22 protein-coding genes are annotated in these 22,915 nt (G+C 49.3%); 19 read left to right on the forward strand and 3 right to left on the reverse strand.

Features of this window, described 5'->3' with window-relative positions; all coding sequences use genetic code 11:
* Positions 1-34: 34 nt before the first annotated feature.
* Positions 35-484 (forward strand): general stress protein, encoded by a 450-nt coding sequence (locus ASF99_RS16505; protein WP_023466953.1) that lies wholly within the window; start codon positions 35-37, stop codon positions 482-484.
* Positions 485-512: 28 nt separating this feature from the next.
* Positions 513-962, forward strand: a complete 450-nt coding sequence (locus ASF99_RS16510; protein WP_023466954.1) for a universal stress protein — start codon at positions 513-515, stop codon at positions 960-962.
* A gap of 40 nt (positions 963-1,002) precedes the next feature.
* Here ASF99_RS16510 and ASF99_RS16515 read toward each other — a convergent pair whose 3' ends face one another.
* The gene (locus tag ASF99_RS16515) at positions 1,003-1,200 is read right to left on the reverse strand and encodes a hypothetical protein (RefSeq protein ID WP_023466956.1); all 198 of its coding nucleotides are present in this window, start codon (positions 1,198-1,200) and stop codon (positions 1,003-1,005) included.
* Between the two features lie 128 nt (positions 1,201-1,328).
* On the opposite strand from ASF99_RS16515, the gene ASF99_RS16520 reads away from it, so the two are divergent.
* From ASF99_RS16520 to ASF99_RS16595, 17 genes are all read left to right on the forward strand, one after another.
* A complete protein-coding gene (locus ASF99_RS16520) occupies positions 1,329-1,772 on the forward strand; it encodes a MarR family winged helix-turn-helix transcriptional regulator (RefSeq protein WP_023466958.1) in 444 nt (147 codons plus the stop codon).
* A gap of 31 nt (positions 1,773-1,803) precedes the next feature.
* A complete protein-coding gene (locus ASF99_RS16525) occupies positions 1,804-4,470 on the forward strand; it encodes an MMPL family transporter (RefSeq protein WP_055970118.1) in 2,667 nt (888 codons plus the stop codon).
* Between the two features lie 84 nt (positions 4,471-4,554).
* Positions 4,555-5,403: an MBL fold metallo-hydrolase gene (locus ASF99_RS16530; protein WP_055970121.1), complete on the forward strand. Its 849-nt coding sequence runs from the start codon at positions 4,555-4,557 to the stop codon at positions 5,401-5,403.
* A 77-nt stretch (positions 5,404-5,480) separates the two neighbouring features.
* On the forward strand, positions 5,481-5,606 hold the full coding sequence (locus ASF99_RS17730; protein ID WP_268761044.1) for a hypothetical protein: 126 nt from the start codon (positions 5,481-5,483) through the stop codon (positions 5,604-5,606).
* A gap of 110 nt (positions 5,607-5,716) precedes the next feature.
* A complete protein-coding gene (locus ASF99_RS16535) occupies positions 5,717-6,421 on the forward strand; it encodes a hypothetical protein (RefSeq protein ID WP_035399056.1) in 705 nt (234 codons plus the stop codon).
* A 110-nt stretch (positions 6,422-6,531) separates the two neighbouring features.
* Positions 6,532-7,692, forward strand: coding sequence for an ROK family transcriptional regulator (locus ASF99_RS16540; protein WP_023466966.1), 1,161 nt, complete (start codon positions 6,532-6,534; stop codon positions 7,690-7,692).
* Positions 7,693-7,913: 221 nt separating this feature from the next.
* Positions 7,914-8,396, forward strand: a complete 483-nt coding sequence (locus ASF99_RS16545) for a hypothetical protein (protein ID WP_055970124.1) — start codon at positions 7,914-7,916, stop codon at positions 8,394-8,396.
* A gap of 29 nt (positions 8,397-8,425) precedes the next feature.
* A complete protein-coding gene (locus tag ASF99_RS16550; RefSeq protein WP_035399053.1) occupies positions 8,426-9,736 on the forward strand; it encodes an ABC transporter substrate-binding protein in 1,311 nt (436 codons plus the stop codon).
* A 72-nt stretch (positions 9,737-9,808) separates the two neighbouring features.
* Positions 9,809-10,771: a carbohydrate ABC transporter permease gene (locus ASF99_RS16555; RefSeq protein ID WP_055970127.1), complete on the forward strand. Its 963-nt coding sequence runs from the start codon at positions 9,809-9,811 to the stop codon at positions 10,769-10,771.
* Positions 10,772-10,784: 13 nt separating this feature from the next.
* Positions 10,785-11,570 carry a carbohydrate ABC transporter permease gene (locus tag ASF99_RS16560; RefSeq protein ID WP_023466970.1) on the forward strand — a complete coding sequence of 262 codons (786 nt, stop codon included), beginning with the start codon at positions 10,785-10,787 and terminating at the stop codon, positions 11,568-11,570.
* 25 nt (positions 11,571-11,595) lie between these two features.
* On the forward strand, positions 11,596-13,590 hold the full coding sequence (locus ASF99_RS16565; protein WP_055970129.1) for a beta-galactosidase: 1,995 nt from the start codon (positions 11,596-11,598) through the stop codon (positions 13,588-13,590).
* A 14-nt stretch (positions 13,591-13,604) separates the two neighbouring features.
* Positions 13,605-15,728: an alpha-galactosidase gene (locus ASF99_RS16570; protein ID WP_055970131.1), complete on the forward strand. Its 2,124-nt coding sequence runs from the start codon at positions 13,605-13,607 to the stop codon at positions 15,726-15,728.
* Positions 15,725-16,897, forward strand: a complete 1,173-nt coding sequence (locus tag ASF99_RS16575) for a galactokinase (RefSeq protein ID WP_055970133.1) — start codon at positions 15,725-15,727, stop codon at positions 16,895-16,897. Before ASF99_RS16570 ends, ASF99_RS16575 begins: the two co-directional genes overlap by 4 nt.
* On the forward strand, positions 16,898-17,896 hold the full coding sequence (gene galE / locus ASF99_RS16580; protein WP_055970135.1) for a UDP-glucose 4-epimerase GalE: 999 nt from the start codon (positions 16,898-16,900) through the stop codon (positions 17,894-17,896).
* Positions 17,897-17,926: 30 nt separating this feature from the next.
* Positions 17,927-19,423 carry a UDP-glucose--hexose-1-phosphate uridylyltransferase gene (locus ASF99_RS16585; RefSeq protein WP_055970138.1) on the forward strand — a complete coding sequence of 499 codons (1,497 nt, stop codon included), beginning with the start codon at positions 17,927-17,929 and terminating at the stop codon, positions 19,421-19,423.
* The gene (locus ASF99_RS16590) at positions 19,420-20,424 is read left to right on the forward strand and encodes an aldose epimerase family protein (protein WP_055970140.1); all 1,005 of its coding nucleotides are present in this window, start codon (positions 19,420-19,422) and stop codon (positions 20,422-20,424) included. Before ASF99_RS16585 ends, ASF99_RS16590 begins: the two co-directional genes overlap by 4 nt.
* Positions 20,425-20,554: 130 nt before the next feature.
* Complete coding sequence (locus tag ASF99_RS16595; RefSeq protein WP_055970142.1) at positions 20,555-20,965, forward strand: VOC family protein; 411 nt, start codon at positions 20,555-20,557, stop codon at positions 20,963-20,965.
* Here ASF99_RS16595 and ASF99_RS16600 read toward each other — a convergent pair.
* A complete protein-coding gene (locus tag ASF99_RS16600; protein WP_055970144.1) occupies positions 20,939-21,439 on the reverse strand; it encodes a methylated-DNA--[protein]-cysteine S-methyltransferase in 501 nt (166 codons plus the stop codon). The two genes, ASF99_RS16595 and ASF99_RS16600, sit on opposite strands and share 27 nt — an antisense overlap.
* Before the next feature lie 78 nt (positions 21,440-21,517).
* Positions 21,518-22,915: a dihydrolipoyl dehydrogenase family protein gene (locus ASF99_RS16605; protein WP_055970146.1), complete on the reverse strand. Its 1,398-nt coding sequence runs from the start codon at positions 22,913-22,915 to the stop codon at positions 21,518-21,520.

Below are 22,915 nucleotides of genomic sequence, written 5' to 3' on the forward strand. Positions count from 1 at the left end.
CATATAGTTGTTATAAAAGGGGGAGACGTGTGACATGGGAAAAAAACAATGGATCGGTGTCTATCAAAATGAAACGGATTTGATTCGAAAAATTGAGGATCTACATTTTGCGGGTTATCTAGAAGAAGATTTATATGTCGTGTTACAAGATAAAACCGATATGGCGATGTTACGCGGACAATCAGCGGCGCAACTCGTCTCTGGAAAACGGACGCTGTTTGAGCGATTTACAGGCAAACAGGCTTCGGCTGAGGAAATTCAAACTGCCTTTACGGAACTCGGATTACCGGAGTCGGATATTCGTCAGCATGTCTTACGTGTTCAACAAGGTGAGTATGTCCTGTTAGCAGACGAAGCAGGGGCAACACGTCCTGCGCCGAAACCAAAAAGTATTTTGGAGACAGAGCCAGAAGGAATCGAGGCAGAACGGAAACTCGATCATGAAAACCGCGCCCTCGAAAATGAAAATGACCGGATGCTGTAAGAGAGTCGTGCAGAAAGGATGATTCTTGATGGAGAGCCAGTATCATACGATTTTAGTGGCAGTCGATGGATCAAAGACGGCAGATCTTGCCTTTGAAAAGGCAGTGAAATTCGCCAAACTCGATCATGCCAAACTCGTCATCGCCCATGTCATCGATATTCAGACATTTGCTAATGTACGTGCCAATAAGCGTTTCATTGATCAAAACGTCACGGAATATGCACAAGGACTGCTCGATCGTTACGAGAAGCGGGCACGAGAAGCAGGCGTCGAGACAGTTGAACTGGTCATCGAAAATGGCTCTCCAAAAACATTGATTCCGAAGGTCATCGCACCACGTGTCGGTGCTGGGTTGATTGTCTGTGGGGCGGTCGGGATGAATGCGATGGAACGCATCATGATCGGGAGTGTCTCTGAAAACATCTCCCGTTATGCAAAATGCGATATCTATATCGTCCGTCCGAAAACCTTGAAGTGATATAAAACAGCACACATCGGTTGATGTGTGCTGTTTTATATCATGTTAAAAAATAATAGAAGATGCCTAATAAAATCAAAATGATCGGAAGAAAAATGAAATACATCCAAGACATGTTTTTGGCCGAAGTTTTGTGGTCATACTTTTCTTCTGCTGGTTGCTTGGCAATCCGTAACGTAAAGACAAGACCTACGAGACAGATGACTAACGCAATCCAAAACAAAGTCAACATAAGCATGCTCCTCTCTTCCTTTATCATACAGAAATTGGTCATGTTCTGCATCGGTAAGTTGTGACAGTTTAGAGTTGACAGACTTCTAGTTGAGGGGCTAAACTAACTTTATAAGTTTAGGGGGTAAACTAAAAATGAAAGACAATTTACGTGAAGCAGTCCTCCTGTTTGAAGAAGTCATGATCCACGGAACAGAACGCGTGTTGAAGTCGGTCGAAGCACCCGTTTGGCAAATGTATTCACCGGAACAACTTCATGTGTTGAAGCTCGTCGGAAAATATGGACCGATTTCGTCTGGGCGTCTCGCGGCAGTGCAGGGTGTTCACAAAAGTGCCATCTCGAATCGGCTGAAAAAGTTGACGGAAAAAGGTCTCGTCATCGTCGAACGTCGAGAAGATGACCACCGAACGAAGTACATCTCGTTGACGGAAGCAGGTCGGTTAGTGGCAACTGAAGCAGAGCAAGAAATCTATACGTATCTGGAGAATTTGATTGAAGGAAAGGTCGAGGAAGAAGAAATCATCCAGTTCATCGAAACCTTTAAGAAGATCAAAGAGATTTTGCAGTTGAACGACTAAAGACAGAATCGAAGGAAGAGGAGAATCGGATATGCGACAAATCGTCAAATGGCGTTGGGCAATTCTTGCATTATTGCTTATCGTCACAGTAGGTTTACTATTTACGGCACCAAACTTGGCTAAACAAGCAGAAGAAGCAGGTGCGATTCAGCTTGCAAATGATGCCGATTCACAACGGGCAGCTGACATTTTAGAAAAAGCGGGGGCAAGTGAAGAAACCATTTCTCTCGTCATTCCGCTCAAAGACAAAGTCAGCGATGCCGATCGAACATCGATCGGGCAAATCGTTCAGGATTTAGAAGCACTTGATCGTCCGGTCACGGATGTGCTCGATCCGTTTGAAAACAAAGAGACAGAAGGACAGCTCGTCTCAAAAGACAAAAAGACAGTTCTCGTGCCAATCACGGTCGACGGTTCGCAAGAAGAGATCGTCAAACTGGCAAAACAAATCCGGACGGACCTCTTACCAAAGGATCAAACGATTTATCTAACGGGTGAAGCGTTAATCAATGATGACGTCAATACGAGCTCGCAAGAGGGACTGAAGCGGACGGAACTGATTACGGTCGGATTGATTTTCGGACTGCTTCTGCTCGTCTTCCGTTCAGTCGTCACACCGTTCGTCCCACTCGTTGCAGTTGGGTTTACGTACCTGATCAGCCAATCACTCGTCGCCTTTTTCGTCGATTGGTTCGGCTTCCCAGTATCGAACTATACGCAAATCTTCCTCGTTGCCATCCTGTTCGGGATTGGGACGGACTATTGTATTTTGCTCCTGAGCCGGTATAAGGAAGAGTTGACGGCAGGACACGACGTTGAGACAGCAATCGTCAACACGTATAAGACAGCAGGGCGTACGTTACTAATCAGTGGTCTCGCTGTTCTCGTCGGCTTCTCGGCGATTGGATTTGCGGACTTCCCGATCTTTAAATCGTCGGTCGCAGTTGCAGTCGGGATTGCCGTACTCTTGCTTGTCTTGTTTACACTTGTTCCATTCTTCATGGCGACATTAAAAGAAAAGCTATTCTGGCCATCGAAGAAGGCGGCGAGTCACCAAGACAGTAAACTGTGGGCACAGTATGGTGGATTATCGATTCGTCGCCCTTTGCTTGCGATGATCATCGTTGCGATCATCACGGTCCCGACACTCTTTACGTATGATGATGACCTTTCGTTTAATACCGTCGATGAGATTGGTGCGAAGTATGAGACGGTCAAAGGACTGAATGCGATCTCGGATGGATTTGGTGCAGGTGAGTCGCTCCCGGTCAACGTCATCCTGAAGAGTGACGATGATTTGATTACTGAAAAAACAGTTCCTTATGCGGAACAACTCAGTCGCGAACTGGTGAAGATTGATGGGGTCAAATCGGTTCGTTCGATTTCTCGTCCGACAGGCGAAGTCATCAATGATTTCTACGTCGATCGTCAATTAAAACAAGTTGCTGATGGTATGAAGAAAGCTACCACCGGCCTCACGGATGTTCAGTCTGGTCTGACGACGGTGGAAGATAATTTGAATGGGATTACAGGACAGCTACCAGCAGGAGACGCGGCTTCAGCAGGTGCGAATCAGTTGCAACAAGCAGCAGACGGACTTGGGCAAATTAACCAACAGTTGACGCTCGTCGGTCAAGGTCTACAATCGACCCAAAACATTCCGCAAACCGTCGGAACGTTGAATGCCTTGTCTGGTCAATTGAGCCAAGTTCAAGCCGGCATCAGTCAAGCAGCAAGTGGGATTGCGTCTCAAGGTGCGCAAGCCGGTCAACTTGGAAGTGGGTTGACTCAACTCGCGGACGGTGTCGGTCAAGCGAACGCAGGATTGACGAAAATTGAAAGTGGTCTTGAAGACATTTCTGATCTTCTGACCGAGATGGGACAAGCGACATCGATTCGGGGGACAGGTGTGTTCGTTCCAAAAGATACGCTGTCGGATAAAGCCTTTAAACCAGCAATTGATCGTTACGCGATCGATCAACAGACGGGATTGAAGTTCGAAGTCATCCTCGAAGATGATCCGTATTCTCCGGAAGCGATTCAAACGGTCGCTGCGATCAAAGAGACGACAGCGAAGACAATCAAAGGTACACCGTTTGAAGACAGCAGTGTTGCATACGGTGGTATCTCAAGCGTCAACAGTGATTTAAACGATACGTCGAAAGCCGATTTCAAACGAACAGTGACGGTCATGCTGATCAGTCTCTTCGTGATTCTAGCAATCATGTTCCGTTCGTTGATCATGCCGTTGTTCATGATCGGTTCGTTATTGCTGACGTATTATACGTCGATGTCGATCGCAGAGCTGATCTTCGTCAACGGACTCGGATATGACGGTATCAGTTGGGCCGTTCCGTTCTTCGGATTCGTTATGTTGATTGCCCTTGGTATCGACTACTCGATTTTCCTACTCGACCGTTTCCGGGAAGAGACGATCAAGGGACTCGATACGAAGGAAGCGATGTTCCTATCGATGAAAAAGATGGGATCTGTCATCATCACGGCAGCGATCATCCTCGCAGGAACGTTCGGAGCGATGATGCCGTCTGGTGTCTTGAGTCTCGTTCAAATCGCGACGATCGTCATCACAGGTCTACTCTTATATGGATTGATCGTCTTACCGCTCTTGATTCCAGCGATCACGGTATCGTTTGGCAAAGGGGTCTGGTGGCCGTTTCGACCAAACGCTAAAAAATAAGAACTAACCAGACCGGGTTCGTCTTCTAGATGAACCCGGTTTTGTCATGACGTATACTAAAAGCAGATGATAAGGAGGTAGAGCATGCAACACTTCAAACAACTAACTTCACGGATTTGGTATCAGACACCGGTCAGCGAGACGGACCGCCCGATTCTCGCCGTCGTACGTGGGGAAAAGCATCAATTGATGATCGATGCGGGAAACTCGTCAGCTCATGCAGCACTATTCTTAGAAGAAATGAAGAAACACAATCTTGGATCACCTGATTTATTGGCATTGACCCACTGGCACTGGGATCATATTTTTGGGATGAAACATCTCGGTCTGCCGTCAATCGCGACCAAGCAAACGATCGAACGAATGAAGGAGATGCAACCATACGCTTGGACAGATGGAGCGTTACAAGAACGAATGGATCAAGGCATCGAGATTCCGTTTTGTGCGGACGCGATCAAGCTCGAGTTCGGTTCGACACGTGATATCGAAGTCGTTTTACCGACGATCGGCTTTGAAGGAGAACTGGATCTTGATTTGGGCGGGGTACACTGTCAGTTGATTGAAGTCGAAAACGATCATTCCCCGGGAAGTCTACTCGTCTACATTCCGGAAGAACGTGTCGTGTTCTTAGGCGACGCGATGTATGCCGATATCTTTTCACCGAAGTGGAATTATACGGTCGAACGGACGACGCGTTTACTAACGACACTCGATCGTTTAGATGCCGACTATTATATCTGGTCGCATGGAGAAGCGATGCCGAAGTCGGAATTTGAAGAAGAGATCAACATGTTGCGTCGAGCCATTCGCGTAACAGAAGCGACCGGAGGGCGACTGAAGGACATGCGGACCTTATATGCAGAAGAGACAGGACGACCGTTGACAGAAGATGAGACCGAAACATTGATTTATTTCGCAAATGGAACGAAATGACAGATCATAACAAGGGATTGGATACAAGACGTCGAAAAAGAGAAGTACTACGAGCTTGTTAAAGGGAGCGGTACTAGATGACGAAGCCAAGATTCGAACGGGATGAAACCGTCGATCGCGTCTTTTTTGGGAAAACGGGCATCTTCTCATTTTTAATCATCGTCGGAGGCATTCTATATCTACTATATGATTTATATCTATAATGACCGGGACGCATGCGTTCCGGTTTTTTGAATTCAGGGGAGTGCACGAAAACCAGATATTGGGTAATAACTTGCGTGAGGCTGTTCGAGAAGGTGAGAGGAGATGTCGGATGAAACGAATTCAAATTGCGGATTTTGATCGACGCATGCCATCGATTGAACTGGTCGAAAAGGATGATCACTATGAAGCGATGCTTGTTCCGAGTTATGACCATACGTATCCTTCGACACAAATCCGGACGATCCGCTTAGCGGATATCTCCGTCAATCTGATTGTGACTCCGCAAGAAACACTGCTTGTTTCTGCGCTTTTTCATAAACCGGTTCAAGTGACGGACATTGTGTCCTGGATGCAGCTGTATACGATTAGTTTTGCCCAGTCGGATGAGACTGGTTATTTCGTCGAACAAGCAGATGAAATTTTAGAAGTCGTCTTGTATCAGAAACATCCGATCGTCATCGCGACACGTGGTCAGGATCGATTGTATTACGATACGACGGGGGCGATTGAAGTCCGACGGGCGATGAATGAATCGGTCGGCGAGCGTCCGTTACTTTATTTGAATGGGGAAGCTTGGTACGGTGTTCCACGTCTGACGTTTAATCGCATGAAGGATGAGTTACACGTCAACGGCACATTTTTATATGCGGACTATATGGATGCATATCATGGAAAAATCGGTTTCTTTCGCGAGAATGATCCGTCTCAACCGATCGTCTTGTTAGTCGGTCAAGCTATCGTCGAAATCGAACTGACCGAGAATCCGGACGGTTCACGTGTCTTGATCTTGGAACAACCATACGACGAAGCATGAAAGTGCACAAAAACCGTTCAGCAGATGAACGGTTTTTGTGTGAGACCGTGAAATCCCTTACAAAATATGCGAAGATAGTAAAGAGACAGACCAAAGGGGTTGAGGGGGACATGGCGAAAGAAACACCGCGTAATTCTAAATGGATGCGTTCTTATAATCGAGCACTCGTTTTGCGACTGATCCGGATGCATCAACCGATTTCGCGGGTCGAGTTAGCACAACGGACGAACTTGACGAAGCCGACGGTATCAAACATCGTTAGTGAATTGATTGCAGAACAACTCGTGACGGAGCGAGAGCTTGGGGTTTCAAACGGGGGACGAAAACCGATCATGCTCGAACTCGTCGCAACAGAGCAATACGTCATCGGCATCGATGCAACAAGTCACCAATTCATCGGGGTCGTTGCGGATTTAAGTGGCAATACGATTCATGAGTCCGAAGCCGTGGGACGCTTTGAGACGAATGAAGAACTGATTGAAGCTATCGGTCGCTTATGCGAGACGTTGATTGCACAGACAAAAGGACGGGGAACGATTCACGGAATCGGCATCTCTGTCCACGGGATGGTCAATCCGGAGACAGGTGTCATTCTTTTTGCTCCACGATTCCATCTGCATGATGTTGAGTTAAAGGTACAACTCGAAGCACGTTTTGACTATCCTGTCTTCATCGAAAATGATGTCCGGGCACTCGCTTCGTTTGAGTTATTGTTCGGTGAAGGCGTCGGGGTCGAACAATTCTTCTATCTCTATGCTGGTGAAGGGATCGGGGGTGCTTATGTGCTCGACGGACAGCTTGTCGACGGACAACATCATATTACGGGAGAGGTCGGACATATGCGCCTTGATCTCGATGGTCCGATTTGCTCGTGTGGGAACCGAGGATGTCTTGAAGCGTTGGCAGGCGAAAAAGCATTGTTACGGGATTATGCTGTCGTTGATCCACAAGTCTCGACGCTTGCTGATTTGCGCAAGCGGTTGAACGAGGGAGACGAGCAGGCGGTTCGTGCGTATGAACGAGCGGGGGAATATATCGGAATCGGGGTCTTGAATACGATTCATCTTTTGAATCCACGCCGGATTTTACTTGGGGGACCGATGTTCGAGCTCGCACCTACGATCGTTGATCAAATCAAGGAACGGGTCGAGCACACGGCGTTGACCGCTGCTTCACGTGAAACCGATGTCAAGATGGTCCCGTGGGGTGAAAAACAGGGAGCGCTCAGTGCTGCGGCCCTTGCAACGAACAGTTTATTTCAAACGATTTAATGAGCCGATTCCATGTCTTGCGAACCAGCAGGAGATGGAATCGGTTTTGTTATTCAAAAATATTTTAATGAAACCGTTTACAAAATAAAAAGTGATATGCTATAGTCGATGTAAAGTTAGATAATAAATTTAATTTACTAAGTTCATGGTCAACTAAGTGGAGGTGGATGCAGGTTAGCAGGGGCTAATCAAGCTGAAGCAGGAAAGGGAGGCATCGCGCAATGGAACCACACGATCCATGGGTTTCGTACCGTGAAGCTTTCGGGCGTTACGGAGCAATCCGCGGTTTTTATTTTCATCGGTCGACGCAACAGATGACAGAACAGGGTCCAGGCGATGTCCCGACAGACGAGCAGGATATCGTGCTCGTTCGACCACGACGTGACGGTGTATTTCAATTCCGGATGTCATCGGTACAAGGGGTCCTGACGATCCGTTCATCCGAGCTACACATTCGAAAAAATGAGAGCGGATACATTGAATTACGCGCACTCATGCAACACATGCGCTCTGCCGGTTGTCTGACGCTCGGTGGAGAGTTATACCTCTTCGTCCGACCGGATGTTGATACGCTGGCGTACCGTCTTCGATTGATTGCCCGCGTATTGATTCAGCTACAGGGAATGCCGATTCAGACGAAGGTGATCGAAGAATGGTGCAAACAAGCACAAATTGAAGGGGAACACGCTAGACGATACGCTTGACTACTTACACATAAAAGGGGAGCTCTTACATGAAATTCAAAAAAACGAAACTCGTTGCTGCAGCATCTGTCCTGACATTATCCGCATTCCTTGCTGCTTGTGGTGGCGAAGACGAGCAACAAACGAAAACGAAAGACGGTAAGACGATCGTCACATGGTGGGGCTGGGCGCCACAACCTGAAGCGGGGAAAGCAGTTGTTGATGCGTTCAACGAATCGCAAGATAAATACGTCGTTCAATTCAAACGCTACAGTGAAGACTATGAAAAACAATTACAAGTCGCGATGTTGTCAGGTAAGGGTCCAGACATCATCGGTCTAAAAGAACCGATGATCCAACAGTACAAGGATCGTGTCGTACCGGTTGATTCGTACATGGATAAAGCAGCCGGCAAAGGCTGGAAAGATAAGTTCGTCGAGCTTGGAATCGAACAGACGACACTCGACGGTAAACAATACGCGGTCCCAATCGGGTTCACAGGTCAAGCGTACTTGATGTACAACAAGACGATGCTCGACAAATACGGCGTGACACCACCGAAGAACTACAAAGAAACAGTCAGCGCAGTCAAGAAGATTAAAGACTCAGGTGATAAAGTCATCCCACTCATGCTCGGAGCAAAAGATGCGTGGATCGATATCGACGTCTACAACGTCCTCAGTCACCAAGTGGCGCCAGGTTACATCCAAAAAGTTCTTTCGGGTGAAGCGAAGTGGACAGACGACGAGATGGTCAAAACAGCACAAATCTGGCAAGACCTCTTCAAGGATAAAGTCTTCCAAGAAGGTGCACTTGGTCTAGCGACATACAATGATGGAATGAACCAGTTCTTCGATAAAAAAGCAGCGATGTGGGTCATCGGTTCATGGGAAGCACACTCGATGACGACGAAAGAGAAAAAAGAAAAATGGAAAATCGATGATGAGCTCGGATTCGTTCCACTCCCGAACTTAGCAGGCGGAACAGAGCAACCTGTCATCGCATCGATCGATATGGCACTTGGTGTCAACAAAGAGTCAAAACAACAAGAGGGTGCAGCGGAGTTCATCGCTTTCATGAGCCAAGGGAAAGGACAAGAAGTCTACATGGGTGAGTTCGAGATGGCGCCTGGCATCAAGGACGTCAAAGTCGATTCGGATGCTGCCTTCACAACGGAAGGTGAAAAAGAGTCGTACAAGATGTTGAACGACACATTAGCAAAAGCGGTTGCTAGCCGTGGTATCCGGGATACGAAATTAAACGATATCCTCGGTAAGGAACTTCAAAACATCGCGACAGGACAAGATCCGAAAGAAGCATTACAACGCGTTCAAGACGCAGCGGATCAATCAGCGAAATAAGACTCGACAGTGAAGTGGTACGCCTGCGTGCCACTTCCTGATTTTTGGACTTGAGGAAAGTGGGGAATCCATATGCAGACAGAGCGACAGGAATTGCCGATTAAACCAAAAGCAGAACCGCTCCAGCCGGTAGCGACACGTACGCCTGCGCCAAAGAAGAAAAAGAACATGAAGCGGAACATGGTCGGATGGGCTTTCGTTGCCCCGATCGTCTTGTTCGTTGTCAGCTTCATCTATTATGGGATCTTCTATAACGCCTATAACTCGTTCTTCTCGTGGGACGGAATCTCGTTTGACAAAGCGTTCGTCGGACTCGACAACTATGCTGAGATGTTCCAAGATCCAGACTTCTATCTCTCGCTGAAGAATACGTTCATCTTCACGATTTTAACAGTCACGATCCAAGCCGGTATCGGTCTTGTCTTGGCGTACTTCCTGCATACACCGGGACCATTGCGGACGGCGATGAAGTCGGTCTTCTTCTTCCCGGTCGTCTTGAGCCCTGTCGTACTCGGTGCGGCATTCTCACAAATCTATGATTTCCAGTTTGGTTACATCAATGAGTTCCTCCGTGCGATTGGTCTCGGTAGCTTCGAACAGAACTGGCTCGGTGATCCGGACATCGCGCTTTATTCCGTCATTGCAATCAACATCTTCCAGTGGACGGGTTCTTCAATGGTCATGTACTACATGGCGATGTTGACGATTGAGAAGGAAATCTTCGAAGCAGCAAAAATCGATGGAGCTGGATTCTTCCGGACACTGTGGAGCATCGTCTTCCCGAACTTGAAAGGAACGACGTTCACACTTTCGATCCTCGGTGTCATCGGTGGTCTGAAGACGTTTGACTTAGTCTGGATCACGACAGCCGGCGGACCGGGATCGTCGACGGAGTTCATTTCGACTTATCTATTCCGGAAATCGATGTTGCAACAGGAAGTCGGTTACTCGAGTGCTGTTGCCATCATCCTGTTGACGATTGCCTTACTCATCACGTACTTCCAATTGCGCGTACAAAAGAAAATGGATAACTAAGGAGGAACGACCCATGGATGTAGAATCTAAAAAAAGCCGCTGGATGATCAACCTTGTATTGGTGCTGGCATCAATCGTCTGGTTATTCCCGATTTTCGTCATGTTCAAAGAGAGTCTCCGAATCAATGGATTCGACAACTATATCGCGACACTGCAAAACCCGAACTTCCCAACGTTCGTCTTCAACAGTTTCTTCGTTGCCTTCTTCATGATCATCATCTCGATCACGATTCTGGCATTCGCGGCGTTCGCCTTCTCGAAACTTGAGTTTGCTGGAAAACGCCTGTTGTTCAACATGGTCTTAGCGGGTCTGATGTTACCCGTCGCTTCGATGATCGTTCCATTGTTCTTCACGCTCCGTTCGTTTGACGGACTGAACAACCACTGGGGACTGATCGGAGCGGAAGTCGCATTCTTCTTACCATTCGGTCTGATGCTCATCAAAGGGTACTTCGATGAACTACCAAACGAACTGATGGAAGCGGCGTATATCGATGGAGCGACGATTCTTGAAGTCTTCTTCAAAGTCATGCTACCACTCGCAAAACCAGCGCTTGCAACAGCTTTAATCTATGCGTTCCTTAACTCATGGAACGAATACTTGATGGTTCTTACGTTCATGACGGATCCTGCCTATCAGACAGTGACGATGGCACCAAGTTTCTTCAAAGATGCGCTCGGTGGGGATCCAGGAAAAATCTACGCGTCACTTGTTTTGATCAGTTTACCGACGATGATCTTCTATATCTTCTTCCAACGTTTCTTCCAAAAAGGAATGACGGCGGGTGCAGTAAAATAATTGTTTTTGCGTAAGGGGGAGCACAATGTATTTAGGAGTCGATTATTATCCAGAACAAACACCACGAGCACTATGGGAGGAAGACTTCCGACTGATGAAGGAACTTGGCGTCAACGTCGTTCGTCTCGCGGAATTCGCTTGGTCGATGATGGAGCCGGAAGAAGGCGTCTATGACTTCAGCTTTTGGGATGACGTCATCGAACGCTTGAGTGCGGAAGGATTCGATATCGTACTCGGGACACCAACTGCGACACCACCGGCTTGGTTATGTACGAAGTATCCAGAAATCTTACCGGTCGATGAGAACGGTGTGACGATCAGCTTTGGTGCTCGTCGCCATTATACGGTCCACAGCGAAACGTACCAGCGTCTATCCGTCAAGATCACGGAAGAGATGGCGAAACGCTACGGTCAACATCCTCGTGTCATCGGGTGGCAAACGGATAATGAATACGGGCATGAGAAATCGGATCGTTCTTACGGCGATGTCGACCGCGCTGCTTTTCAGCGTTGGCTAGCGAACCGTTACGGAACGCTCGATGCCTTGAACGAAGCGTGGGGAACCGTCTTCTGGAGTCAGACGTACACGGCGTGGGAGCAAATCCCGGTACCGCGTAAAGTCTATCAGGAACACAACCCATCCTTGCTCGTCGACTTCGATCGCTTCTGTGCCGACGGCTATACGTACTACAACAAATTACAAGTCGATGTCTTACGTCGCTACATTCCAGAGAACGTCTTCATCACGCATAACTTGGTCTACAGTGACATGGCGGTCAATCAACAACAAATGGCGCAGGACCTCGATTATGTCGCGTTCGATAACTACCCAGTCTGGGGTGGGCTACCGGAGCCGAACCGGTTCGAGAAGATGGCAAGTGATCACGATCTTTGCCGCTCTTCGAAGCAAGGAAAAGGCTTCTGGGTCATGGAACAGTTGAGTGGCGCACAAGGCTGGAGTAAAATCGGTTACTTGCCACGACCAGGTCATATTCGCCTTTGGACGTACCAAGCAGTCGCTCGGGGAGCGGAAGCGATCGTTTACTTCCGGTTCCGCGCTGCTCATTTCGGAACAGAGGAATTCTGTCACGGCATCATCGATCATGATGGAAAACCGAAGCGGAAATTCGAAGAAGTCAAACAGATCATGACGGAGCTGAATACGTACGGCGATGAGATTAACGCGAGCCGTTATGACGCGAAAGTCGGTGTCTATTTCGATCAAGAAAACGTCTGGGCGTGGACGCACCAGCCGCATAGTGATGCGTTTGATTTCCGAACAGAGTTCGTGCGCTTCTATGGTGGAGCGGTTCGCCAACAAGTCGCAACCGACATCGTTTTCCCAGGTGATGATTTATCTAGTTATAAACTGATCATCGTCCCGCTCTATTTCTTGACGAACCCAACATTCGATGACGCCTTGATTGCGTACATGGAACAAGGTGGTCACGTCATCTTCACGTACCGGACAGGCGTGAAGGATGCACGGAATCATGTCGTACCGACGACGTTACCAGGTAAGTTCGCACCGTATGCGGGCATCGAGATCGACGAATACGAGTCACTCCAATCCGTTCAGCAACATCAGGTGGCAGGCATCGGCGAGATGGCAGGACAATCCTCAACAGCCCGCCTCTGGTGTGATCTCATCACACCAACGACAGCGGAGACGCTCGCTGTTTATAAAGATACGTTCTACGAGGGTGTAGCGGCTGTGACGCGCAATGCCTATAAAGGAATGATTACCTACATCGGCTCATCGATTGATGACGCGATGATCGATACGATTTACCGTCAAGCGTTCACGGAGGCCGGCATCGAGATGATCGAGGCGCCGGATCAAGTCGAAATCGTGCGTCGTCACGGCGAAAAACGCGATTTCCTCTTCTTGATGAACCATGACACGAAAGAAGCACGGGACGTTAACTTGGACGGCACATATAAAGTATTGACAGATGAAGAGACATATCGTGGAACGGTCCGGCTCGCACCACTCGAGACACTGATTCTGACGACGTAAGGAGGAAGAGAACCATGGCAATCTTTGAAGTAGCAGGACGTCGTTTCGTCGTCGAAGGGAAACGGGTCGCTCACGTCGTGACGGTCGGTGCGAACGGTAAGCTGATTCACACCTATTTCGGTGCCAAGTTACCATACCGGGATGATTATAAAGCGTTACCGAGTCCAGTCGTCGCGCACAGTTCGTTTGAATCACCAGACGGCGTCGCGACGTACGATTTCGTACCATTCGGCGAGATGTTGTATACGGAGCCAACTTTGAAATCGGAACGAGAGGATGGACAGCGGATTCACCAGTTCCAGTTTGAGCGCTCCGAACAGACGGAAACGAAATTGACACTCTGGCTGTTTGATCCCTTGCAGGAGATGCGTGTCGGGGTTCAGTACGAAGTGTTCGCGGATTACGACATCATCGGTCGTTCGATTGTCGTTGAAAACACAGGTCGATTACCTGTTCGTTTAACAGCAGCCCAGTCCTTTGCGATGGGACGCTGGCATCAACCGAATTTAAAACTGCATCACTTCGCTGGCATGTGGACAGGTGAGTTCAAGAAACAGATCACACCAGTGACACCAGGGCGCCAGACGATTGAAAGTCGACGTGGAGTGACAAGTCACCAAGCGAACCCTTGGTTCGCACTCGAGCAGGACGCGACAGAAGATGGCGGTGAAGTCGTCTACGGACATTTTGCTTATTCCGGTAACTGGGCGATTCACGTCGAACAAGATGCGTTCGGTTTCGTTCAGCTATCAGGTGGCATGAATCCGTTTGACTTCAGTTGGAAACTATCACATCAACAACAGTTGACGACACCAACGTTCTACATCGGCTATGCGGACGGTTTCGCGGATATGAGCGCCCATGCGCATGCCTTTCAGCGTGACGTCATCATGCCACGTGCGACCGATCGTCCGGTTCTTTATAACTCATGGGAAGCGACGTATTTCGATGTCACGGAATCTGGTCAACGTGAACTCGTTGATCTGGCAGCAGGAATCGGCTGTGAACTGTTCGTCGTCGATGACGGGTGGTTCGGTGAACGCCATACCGATCAAGCGGGACTCGGTGACTGGCATGTCAATCGAGAAAAGTTCCCGAACGGTCTTCAGCCTTTGATCTCGTATGTGAAACAACAAGGGTTACAATTCGGTCTGTGGGTCGAACCGGAGATGGTCAATCCGGATTCTGATCTATACCGGGCGCATCCAGACTGGATTTACCATGCGCGCGATGCAGTCCGGACGACGTCTCGGAATCAATACGTCTTAAACCTCGGATTACCAGAAGTCGAGCAATTCATTCTCGAGATGATGGACGACTTGCTGACACGTCACGCGATCGACTACATTAAATGGGACATGAACCGCGCCTTTTCAGAACCAGGTGTTCCAAAAGACCAGACGGATCGCCAACAGGAATTATGGAAACGTCACGTCGATGCGTTGTACCGAATCTTTGATGAATTACGTCGCTTGCATCCGACGGTCGACTTTGAAGCCTGTGCAGGTGGTGGCGGACGGATTGACCTTGGAATCCTCTCACGGACGGAACAAGTCTGGACGAGTGATAACACCGATCCACTCGATCGCTTACAAATTCAGTACGACTTCTCGTATGCTTACAATGCGAAAATGATGAGCTGTTGGGTGACGGACGGACCGAACTGGTTAAATGGACGCAACGTACCGCTTGCAACACGCTTTGTCTCCTCGATGCAAGGCACACTCGGCATTGGTGGTAACTTAAGCGAATGGTCAACGGATGAACTTGCGGAAGCAAAAGGTTGGATTGAGACATATCAAGCGATTCGTCCGACGATTCAACGCGGTATCCAGTATCGCTTATCTGCATTTACACAACAGACGCCAAGCGTCATGCAGTATACATCAGAAGAAGAAACGGTCCTACTTGCGATCGCGCCACTTCGACAGTACGGAACACATCAGTATCACTTCAAACTAAAAGGACTCGACCCAGCAATGCGTTATCAAGTCGAGGACCGGACGTTAAGCGGCGCTTACTTGATGCAACAAGGCTTGACGTTCTCATACACGACGGACTATGAAGCCCGCTGCTTGCGGATTCAGCCAGTCCACCGTGCGCTCTCATTACTCAAATCAAAGGAGACGATCGTATGACAGACCAGACGTTAGAAGCACAATTTGAACAGCGGTTTGGCTCACCGTCGACGCATCGCTTCTTTGCACCAGGACGGATCAATTTAATCGGCGAACATACGGATTACAATGGCGGTCACGTCTTTCCATGTGCGTTGACGTTCGGTACACATGCGATCGCACGAAAACGAAACGATCAACATTTCCGCTTTTACTCACTGAATTTCGAGCAGGACGGCATCATCGAAGTCACGCTCGATGAACTTGCGTATGACGTGACGCACGGTTGGGCGAACTATGCGAAGGGTATGATCACGGTCTTACAGGAAGCAGGGTACCGAATCGATTCAGGATGTGACATCCTGATTCAAGGTGACATTCCGAATGGAGCTGGTCTTTCATCATCGGCTTCGCTTGAACTCGTCATCGGTGTCTTGCTCGATCGATTATACGGATTAGAGATTCCACGTCTTGATCTCGTCCGGTTCGGTCAACAAGTCGAAAACCGTTATATTGGCGTCAACAGTGGTATCATGGATCAATTTGCGATCGGCATGGGAAAAGCGGGAGCGGGATTGTTGCTCGATTGTGAGACGCTCGATTATACGTATGCCCCACTCGATTTGACGGGGTATACGATTATCATCATGAATACGAACAAACGCCGTGAACTGGCGGATTCGAAATACAATGAACGCCGGGCGGAATGTGAGACAGCACTCGCTTATCTCAATCAATTCACGCCACGGGAAGCACTCGGACAATGGACGACGTCAGAATTCGCAAAAGTAGCATGGGAAGACGAAATCTTGATGCGTCGCGCACGCCATGCGATTTCAGAGAATGAACGAACACTTCAGGCATTAGCAGCACTTGAAGCGGGAGAACTGACGACGTTCGGTCAGTTGATGAACGCTTCACACGTCTCGTTACGGGAAGATTATGAAGTGACAGGGATTGAACTCGATACACTCGTCGAAGCCGCTTGGGAACAACCGGGCGTGCTCGGCGCGCGGATGACAGGTGCTGGTTTTGGTGGCTGTGCGATTGCAATCGTTGAAGACGAGGCAGTCGACGCGTTCAAACAAGCTGTCGGCGAACACTATGAAGCACGGATCGGATACCCGGCGACGTTCTATACGGCGACGGTCGGTGACGGAGCACGTGAAATCGAACGGGAGGTCATCTAAATGGCAACGTTAGTCGTAGGTGGAGCTGGTTATATCGGCTCCCATGCCGTCTATCAATTGATTGATGCCGGAAAGGATGTCGTCGTCATCGACCATCTGCAATCCGGTCATCGTGAAGCGGTTCACCCGCAAGCACGTTTATATGAAGGAGATATACGCGATCGTGCTTTTCTCGATCGCGTCTTTACGGAAGAGACGATTGAACAAGTCGTTCATTTCGCTGCTTTTTCACTTGTCGGCGAGTCGATGACGGAACCATTACGCTACTTTGATAACAACGTTTACGGGACACAAGTGTTGCTCGAAGCGATGATTGCTCACGACATCAAACAAATTGTCTTCTCTTCGACGGCAGCGACATACGGTGAACAGGAACAGATGCCGATTCTCGAAACAGCGGAAACGAGTCCGACGAATGCATATGGCGAGACGAAGTTGATGATGGAGAAGATGATGCGCTGGTCTGAACAAGCGTATGGCTTACGTTACGTTGCGTTACGTTACTTCAATGTCGCCGGTGCACGGGCGACAGGTGAGATCGGGGAAGACCATACACCAGAAACACATTTGATTCCGCTCGTCCTTGAAGTCGCCAACCGACAACGGGCAGAAATTTCGATCTATGGCGATGATTATCCAACGCCGGATGGCACATGCATTCGTGATTACATCCATGTTGAAGACTTGATCGATGCCCATGTACGAGCACTTGATTATTTAGCGGACGGCAACGACAGCGCAGTCTTTAACCTCGGTTCAAGCCAAGGGTTTTCCGTGCGGGAAATCATCGAGGCAGCCCGTCGCGTGACGGGACACCCGATTCCGGAACGCATCATTGAACGTCGTGCAGGGGATCCGAGTATCTTAATCGCTGGATCCGCCAAAGCAAAAGAAGTCCTCGGCTGGACGCCACAACGCACTGACATCGAAACAATCATTCGTGATGCTTGGAATTGGCATGCACATCATCCAGAAGGATACCGGACGAGCGTTCGTTAATAGAGAGACAGAAAGAGGAGAGTGACGGCGATGAATGAACTCATCCAACAGTTAGTAGCGCAAGCAATCCAGGAACGCTTGATTGAACCGGAAGATGCGATCTATGCCCGAAATCGAATTCTAGCACAAATTGGTCAAGCCGATTATGAAGAACAGGCAGACGTACCATCACGTCCAATTCCGGATATTTTGGATGAGATGATTGAAGTGTTGATCACAAGCGGACAGCTACCGGCGCGCCTTGAGGATAAAGAACAGTTTGCTGCAGACGTGATGGATGTCTTCGTCGCCCGTCCGTCTGACGTGACAGCGACATTCCGGCGTCTGTACGCTGAATCACCAGTAGCGGCGACGGATTACTTTTATCAACTCAGCCAAGCGAGTAACTACATCCAAACAAAACGAATTGCTAAGAATAAACGTTATCAAGCGGAGACGGCTTACGGGACGATTGATGTCACGATCAACTTATCGAAGCCGGAAAAAGATCCACGTGAAATTGCGGCAGCTCGGACGGAGGTACCGACGACGTCGAACTATCCGACCTGCCTGTTGTGCGTCGAAAACGTCGGCTACGCGGGGCGTGCGAATCATCCAGCCCGTGCGAACCACCGGATTGTTCCGTTGACACTGACGGAAGAATCGTGGGCATTGCAGTATTCACCATACGTCTATTACAACGAACATAGCATCATCTTGTCGCAGGAACATCGTGACATGGTCATCAATCGGGATGCGTTTGCACGTCTGCTCGCCTTCGTTGAGCAGTTCCCACATTACTTTGCTGGTTCGAATGCAGACCTGCCGATCGTCGGTGGATCGATTCTGACGCATGATCATTATCAAGGTGGACGCTATACGTTTGCGATGGACCGGGCAAACGCATTAACATCCTTTACGTTCCCGGATCAGCCGACAGTCACTGGCGAAACCTTACACTGGCCACTGAGTGTGTTGCGTCTGAAGAGTGAAGATGCGTCGGCACTACTCGATGCTGCGACGACCGTTTATGAGACGTGGTTGACGTATACGGATGAGAGTCAAGAGATCCGTTCACATACTAGTGAGACGCGACACAATACAGTGACGCCGATTGCCCGTCAACGTGATGGACAATTCGAGCTCGATCTCGTCTTACGGAACAACCGGACGTCAGCAGAACATCCGGACGGTATTTTCCATACGCATGCCGATATTCACCACATCAAGCGGGAAAATATCGGTTTGATCGAAGTGATGGGACTGGCGGTCTTACCGGCACGCCTGCTCCAAGAGTTGCAACAGGTCGAACAGTTCATTACAGGTGAAGTCGACGAAGTAGCTGTCGCTCATGCTGACTGGGCGCAAGAACTAAAACAAGCGTATGACGGTCAAGATGTCACAATGTACGTCGAGCAAGCAGTCGCTGCGAAATTCGTACGTGGTCTCGAAGACTGTGGCGTCTTTAAACAGACGGAAGAAGGTCAGACGGCGTTCGGACGATTCGTTCAACTCGTGACGCGCCAACCGGTGGAGGAACAACGATGACACAACTACTTGAGAAAGAATTGATCCGACATACGTTACGTCAGGAAGGCATCGAAGTGACGCTCTGGAACTACGGTGGCATCATCCAAAATATCCGGACGACCGATCGGGATGGTCATTTGGAAAGTGTCGTCCTCGGTCTTGAGACGGTAGAAGAGTATCAACAGCACTCGCCTTACTTCGGGGCAATCGTCGGACGCGTCGCTGGTCGAATCGGACAGGCACGCTTCGAAGTAGCGGAAGAGGTCTATCCGCTCGTCGCAAACGACGGTGCGAATCATCTGCATGGGGGGATTCACGGATTCGATCAAGCATGGTTCGATGTCATCGAAGCGACGGATACATTGTTTCATTTGCGTTTGAACAGTCCGGATGGAGAAGAAGGGTATCCGGGAACGGTCACACTCGACGTGCATTATCGATTAGAGGGAACGACATTGACGCTTGAGATGACAGCCGTGACGGATCAGACGACACCCCTCAATCTAACGAACCATACGTACTTCAACTTATCGGGAAATGCAAAGCGAGACGTGCTAGATCACGTCTTGACGTTACCAAGCGACTGCTACTTACCGGTCCAGCCAGACGGCTTACCGACAGGGGAACAACGGGATGTCTCCGGAACCCCGTTTGATTTCCGTAACGGTCAGTCGATTCGTGATGGGATTACGCTTGATCATCCCGAGACGATTGCTGTTGGAAATGGCTATGATCATCCCTTCGTATTGCGGGATGACACACTTCGACTTGAAGATCCGGTATCCGGTCGTTTCGTCGACGTGACAACGAATCAACCTGCAGTCGTACTCTATACCGGAACGCAACTGCTGACCGATTATACGGTTCATGGTGTTACTGCTCGACCATCACTTGGTTTATGCCTTGAAGCACAAGTGCATCCGAATGCAGTCCATGAATCTGATTTTCCATCAATCTTGTTGTCACCAGGTGAGACCTATCACTGGAAAACAGCTTATCGCTTTGGTGTAGTGTCTTAATGGATTCGAAGAAGAAGCCCCATTTTCCATGTTCGGTTGGACAGGAAAGTGGGGCTTTTTGTGTATAGAAGGAAATCGGGAAGAAAAGTGCGAAAGGTGATACTAAACCATAATGAAAGGAGGGCTTTCCATGCAGTATGCCGCTACTCCTTGTCTCGTTTTTTCGGGACAAGCCAAGCAGGCGATCGTGTACTACGAAAACATATTTGCGATGACACGTCGGCGTATCATAATGGATGAAGCAGGAGATACCGTCTACCACGCGCATTTATCCAATGGGGCGTTTGAATTGATGCTCTGGGACGAGAGTGACGCACCGAATACCTCTTCTTCGCTCCATCTGTTGTTGACTTTTACGTCGCTTGAAGAGCTCGAGCAAGTGTATCTGCAATTAACGACAGACGGTCAAATCGTCACACCCCTTGCGGTAGCAGACTTTGGAGGTTGGTATGCGCAAGTCCGCGACCCGTTCGGGATTCTGTTCGCTCTATCTTTCAGCGAAGAGGGACGAGAATCAGAGGCGTTGCTCGAGCGCGAGTAGTGTCCGCTTCATATTCAGACCGCCATGATAGCCGAGTAGATCGCCTTTTTTGCCAATGATCCGGTGACACGGAATCGCGAGCAGTAATCGATTTTTCCCGATTGCTGTGCCAATCGCGCGAGTCGCGTTCGGTCGAAAGAGACGTTCCGCGATATCGGAGTAGGTGGCGGTTTGACCGTACGGTACCGCGCGTAGAGCATGCCAGACTTCAAGTTGGAACGGGGTACCGACTGGTGCGATTGGAAAGGACAGTGTCGTCGACTGTTGATTCAGATAAGCCAGTAGCTGTTCCGTATACGGGGCAAGCGCGGTATCAGAAGCAATCCGATCGGCTCGGGGGAAGTGTTTCCGCGACCAGTCGTCGAATACATCCTCCGGTTCATCCCAAGCGCCAACATAACAGAGACCATCTGCTGTAGCAGCGACCGGAAACGTATGCGTATTCCAGTGCAAACGAGTGAAGTACAGTTCCATGACATGTTTTCCTTTCTACGCGAAATGAAGTGATGAATCCAAAAGAGGTGCTTCTGACGCAGAGGCACCTTTTTTGGATTACGCGCGCGATCCGACCTGTTGACGTGGTGGAAGATGGATCGATTGACCAAATAAGGCTTCCATCGATTCCGTCAAGGCTTCGCTTCGACTCGGATGTGCCATGACAGGGAAGAGGAGATCTTCCCGTTTTGCTGTCAGTTCCAGTGCTTGGGTGAATTGTCCGACGAGACGATGAGCATCGTCCCCAATCATGTGAATACCAAGGATCAGTGATGTTTGCTCGTCAGCGATGACCTTGACGAATCCACTACCACCTTCGATCGTCGTCGCTCCGTTTGCATTCAGCGGGAACTGTCCGCTCTGAACAGCATGTCCGGCTTCGACCGCTTCTTGTTCCGTCATCCCGATCGAAGCAATCGGTGGGAAGGTTCGTAGAACCGTCGGATAATACGGTGTCGTCGGATCGACGTCTTGACCAGACAAGTGGGCTGCCGTTCGCTTCGCTTCATGAATCGCACGGATGGCGAGCTGTGGACCCGGTGTGACATCACCGATTGCGTAAATGTGGGGTTGATTCGTTCGTCCATTTACGTCAACTAGAATCGTCCCGTCTTCTGCAAGCGTCACACCAATCCGTTCGAGACCGAGTGTCAAACTGTTCGGGATCCGGGAAAGGGACTGGAACAGATAGGCACCCTGATAGGCGACTTCTTCTCCGTTTTTCATGACGGTGACGGTCGCGTCCGATGAAGCCTCGATACGTGTCACGACATCCGACACGAGACGGATTTTTTGTTTTTTGAATGTCCGCTTCAGTTCCTTTTCAAGGCTTGGTTCGAGTGGCAATTGATCCGCGAACAACGTCACCTCTGTCCCAAGTGCATGGAAACAGGCGGCCGCTTCGAGTGCTAGCGTGTCAGATCCAATGATCAATAAGCTCTCTGGTAGTTGCTCGAGTTGATAAAGCTGTTCGGCATTCAAGCGGCACGATTCCTCGTGTTGGATGCTGTGACTGCCGGTCGCAATGATGACGTCCTGGAACCGGTACGTATCGAACTGATGTCCCGACTCGACGCCGATCCGGTCCTCTGACAGGAAGGAGGCTGCACCAGTGATATGCTCAATCTGGTTCGCCTGACAGAGGGCGACCACTCCTTGACGTAATTGTTGCACGACACGATTCCGGTAAGCACTCAGTTTACTGAAATCATGGACAGCAGGGGCGGTGAATCCAAGGTCTTCAAGATGCGGCAAGCGTAACATCTCTTCTGCCGCATGCGCATAGACCTTGGACGGGATACAGCCTCGGTTCAGACAAAGTCCACCGAGTTCAGCTTGTTCAATCAATGTAACGTTTCGACCGCCTTGTGCAGCACGGATCGCTGCCGTATAACCTGCGGGACCTCCACCGATGATCAGAAGATCCCGTTCTTGTGTAAGTTCGCCAACAACCAT

It is taken from the genome of Exiguobacterium sp. Leaf187 (assembly GCF_001423925.1).
In the GTDB taxonomy this organism is placed as follows: domain Bacteria; phylum Bacillota; class Bacilli; order Exiguobacteriales; family Exiguobacteriaceae; genus Exiguobacterium_A; species Exiguobacterium_A indicum.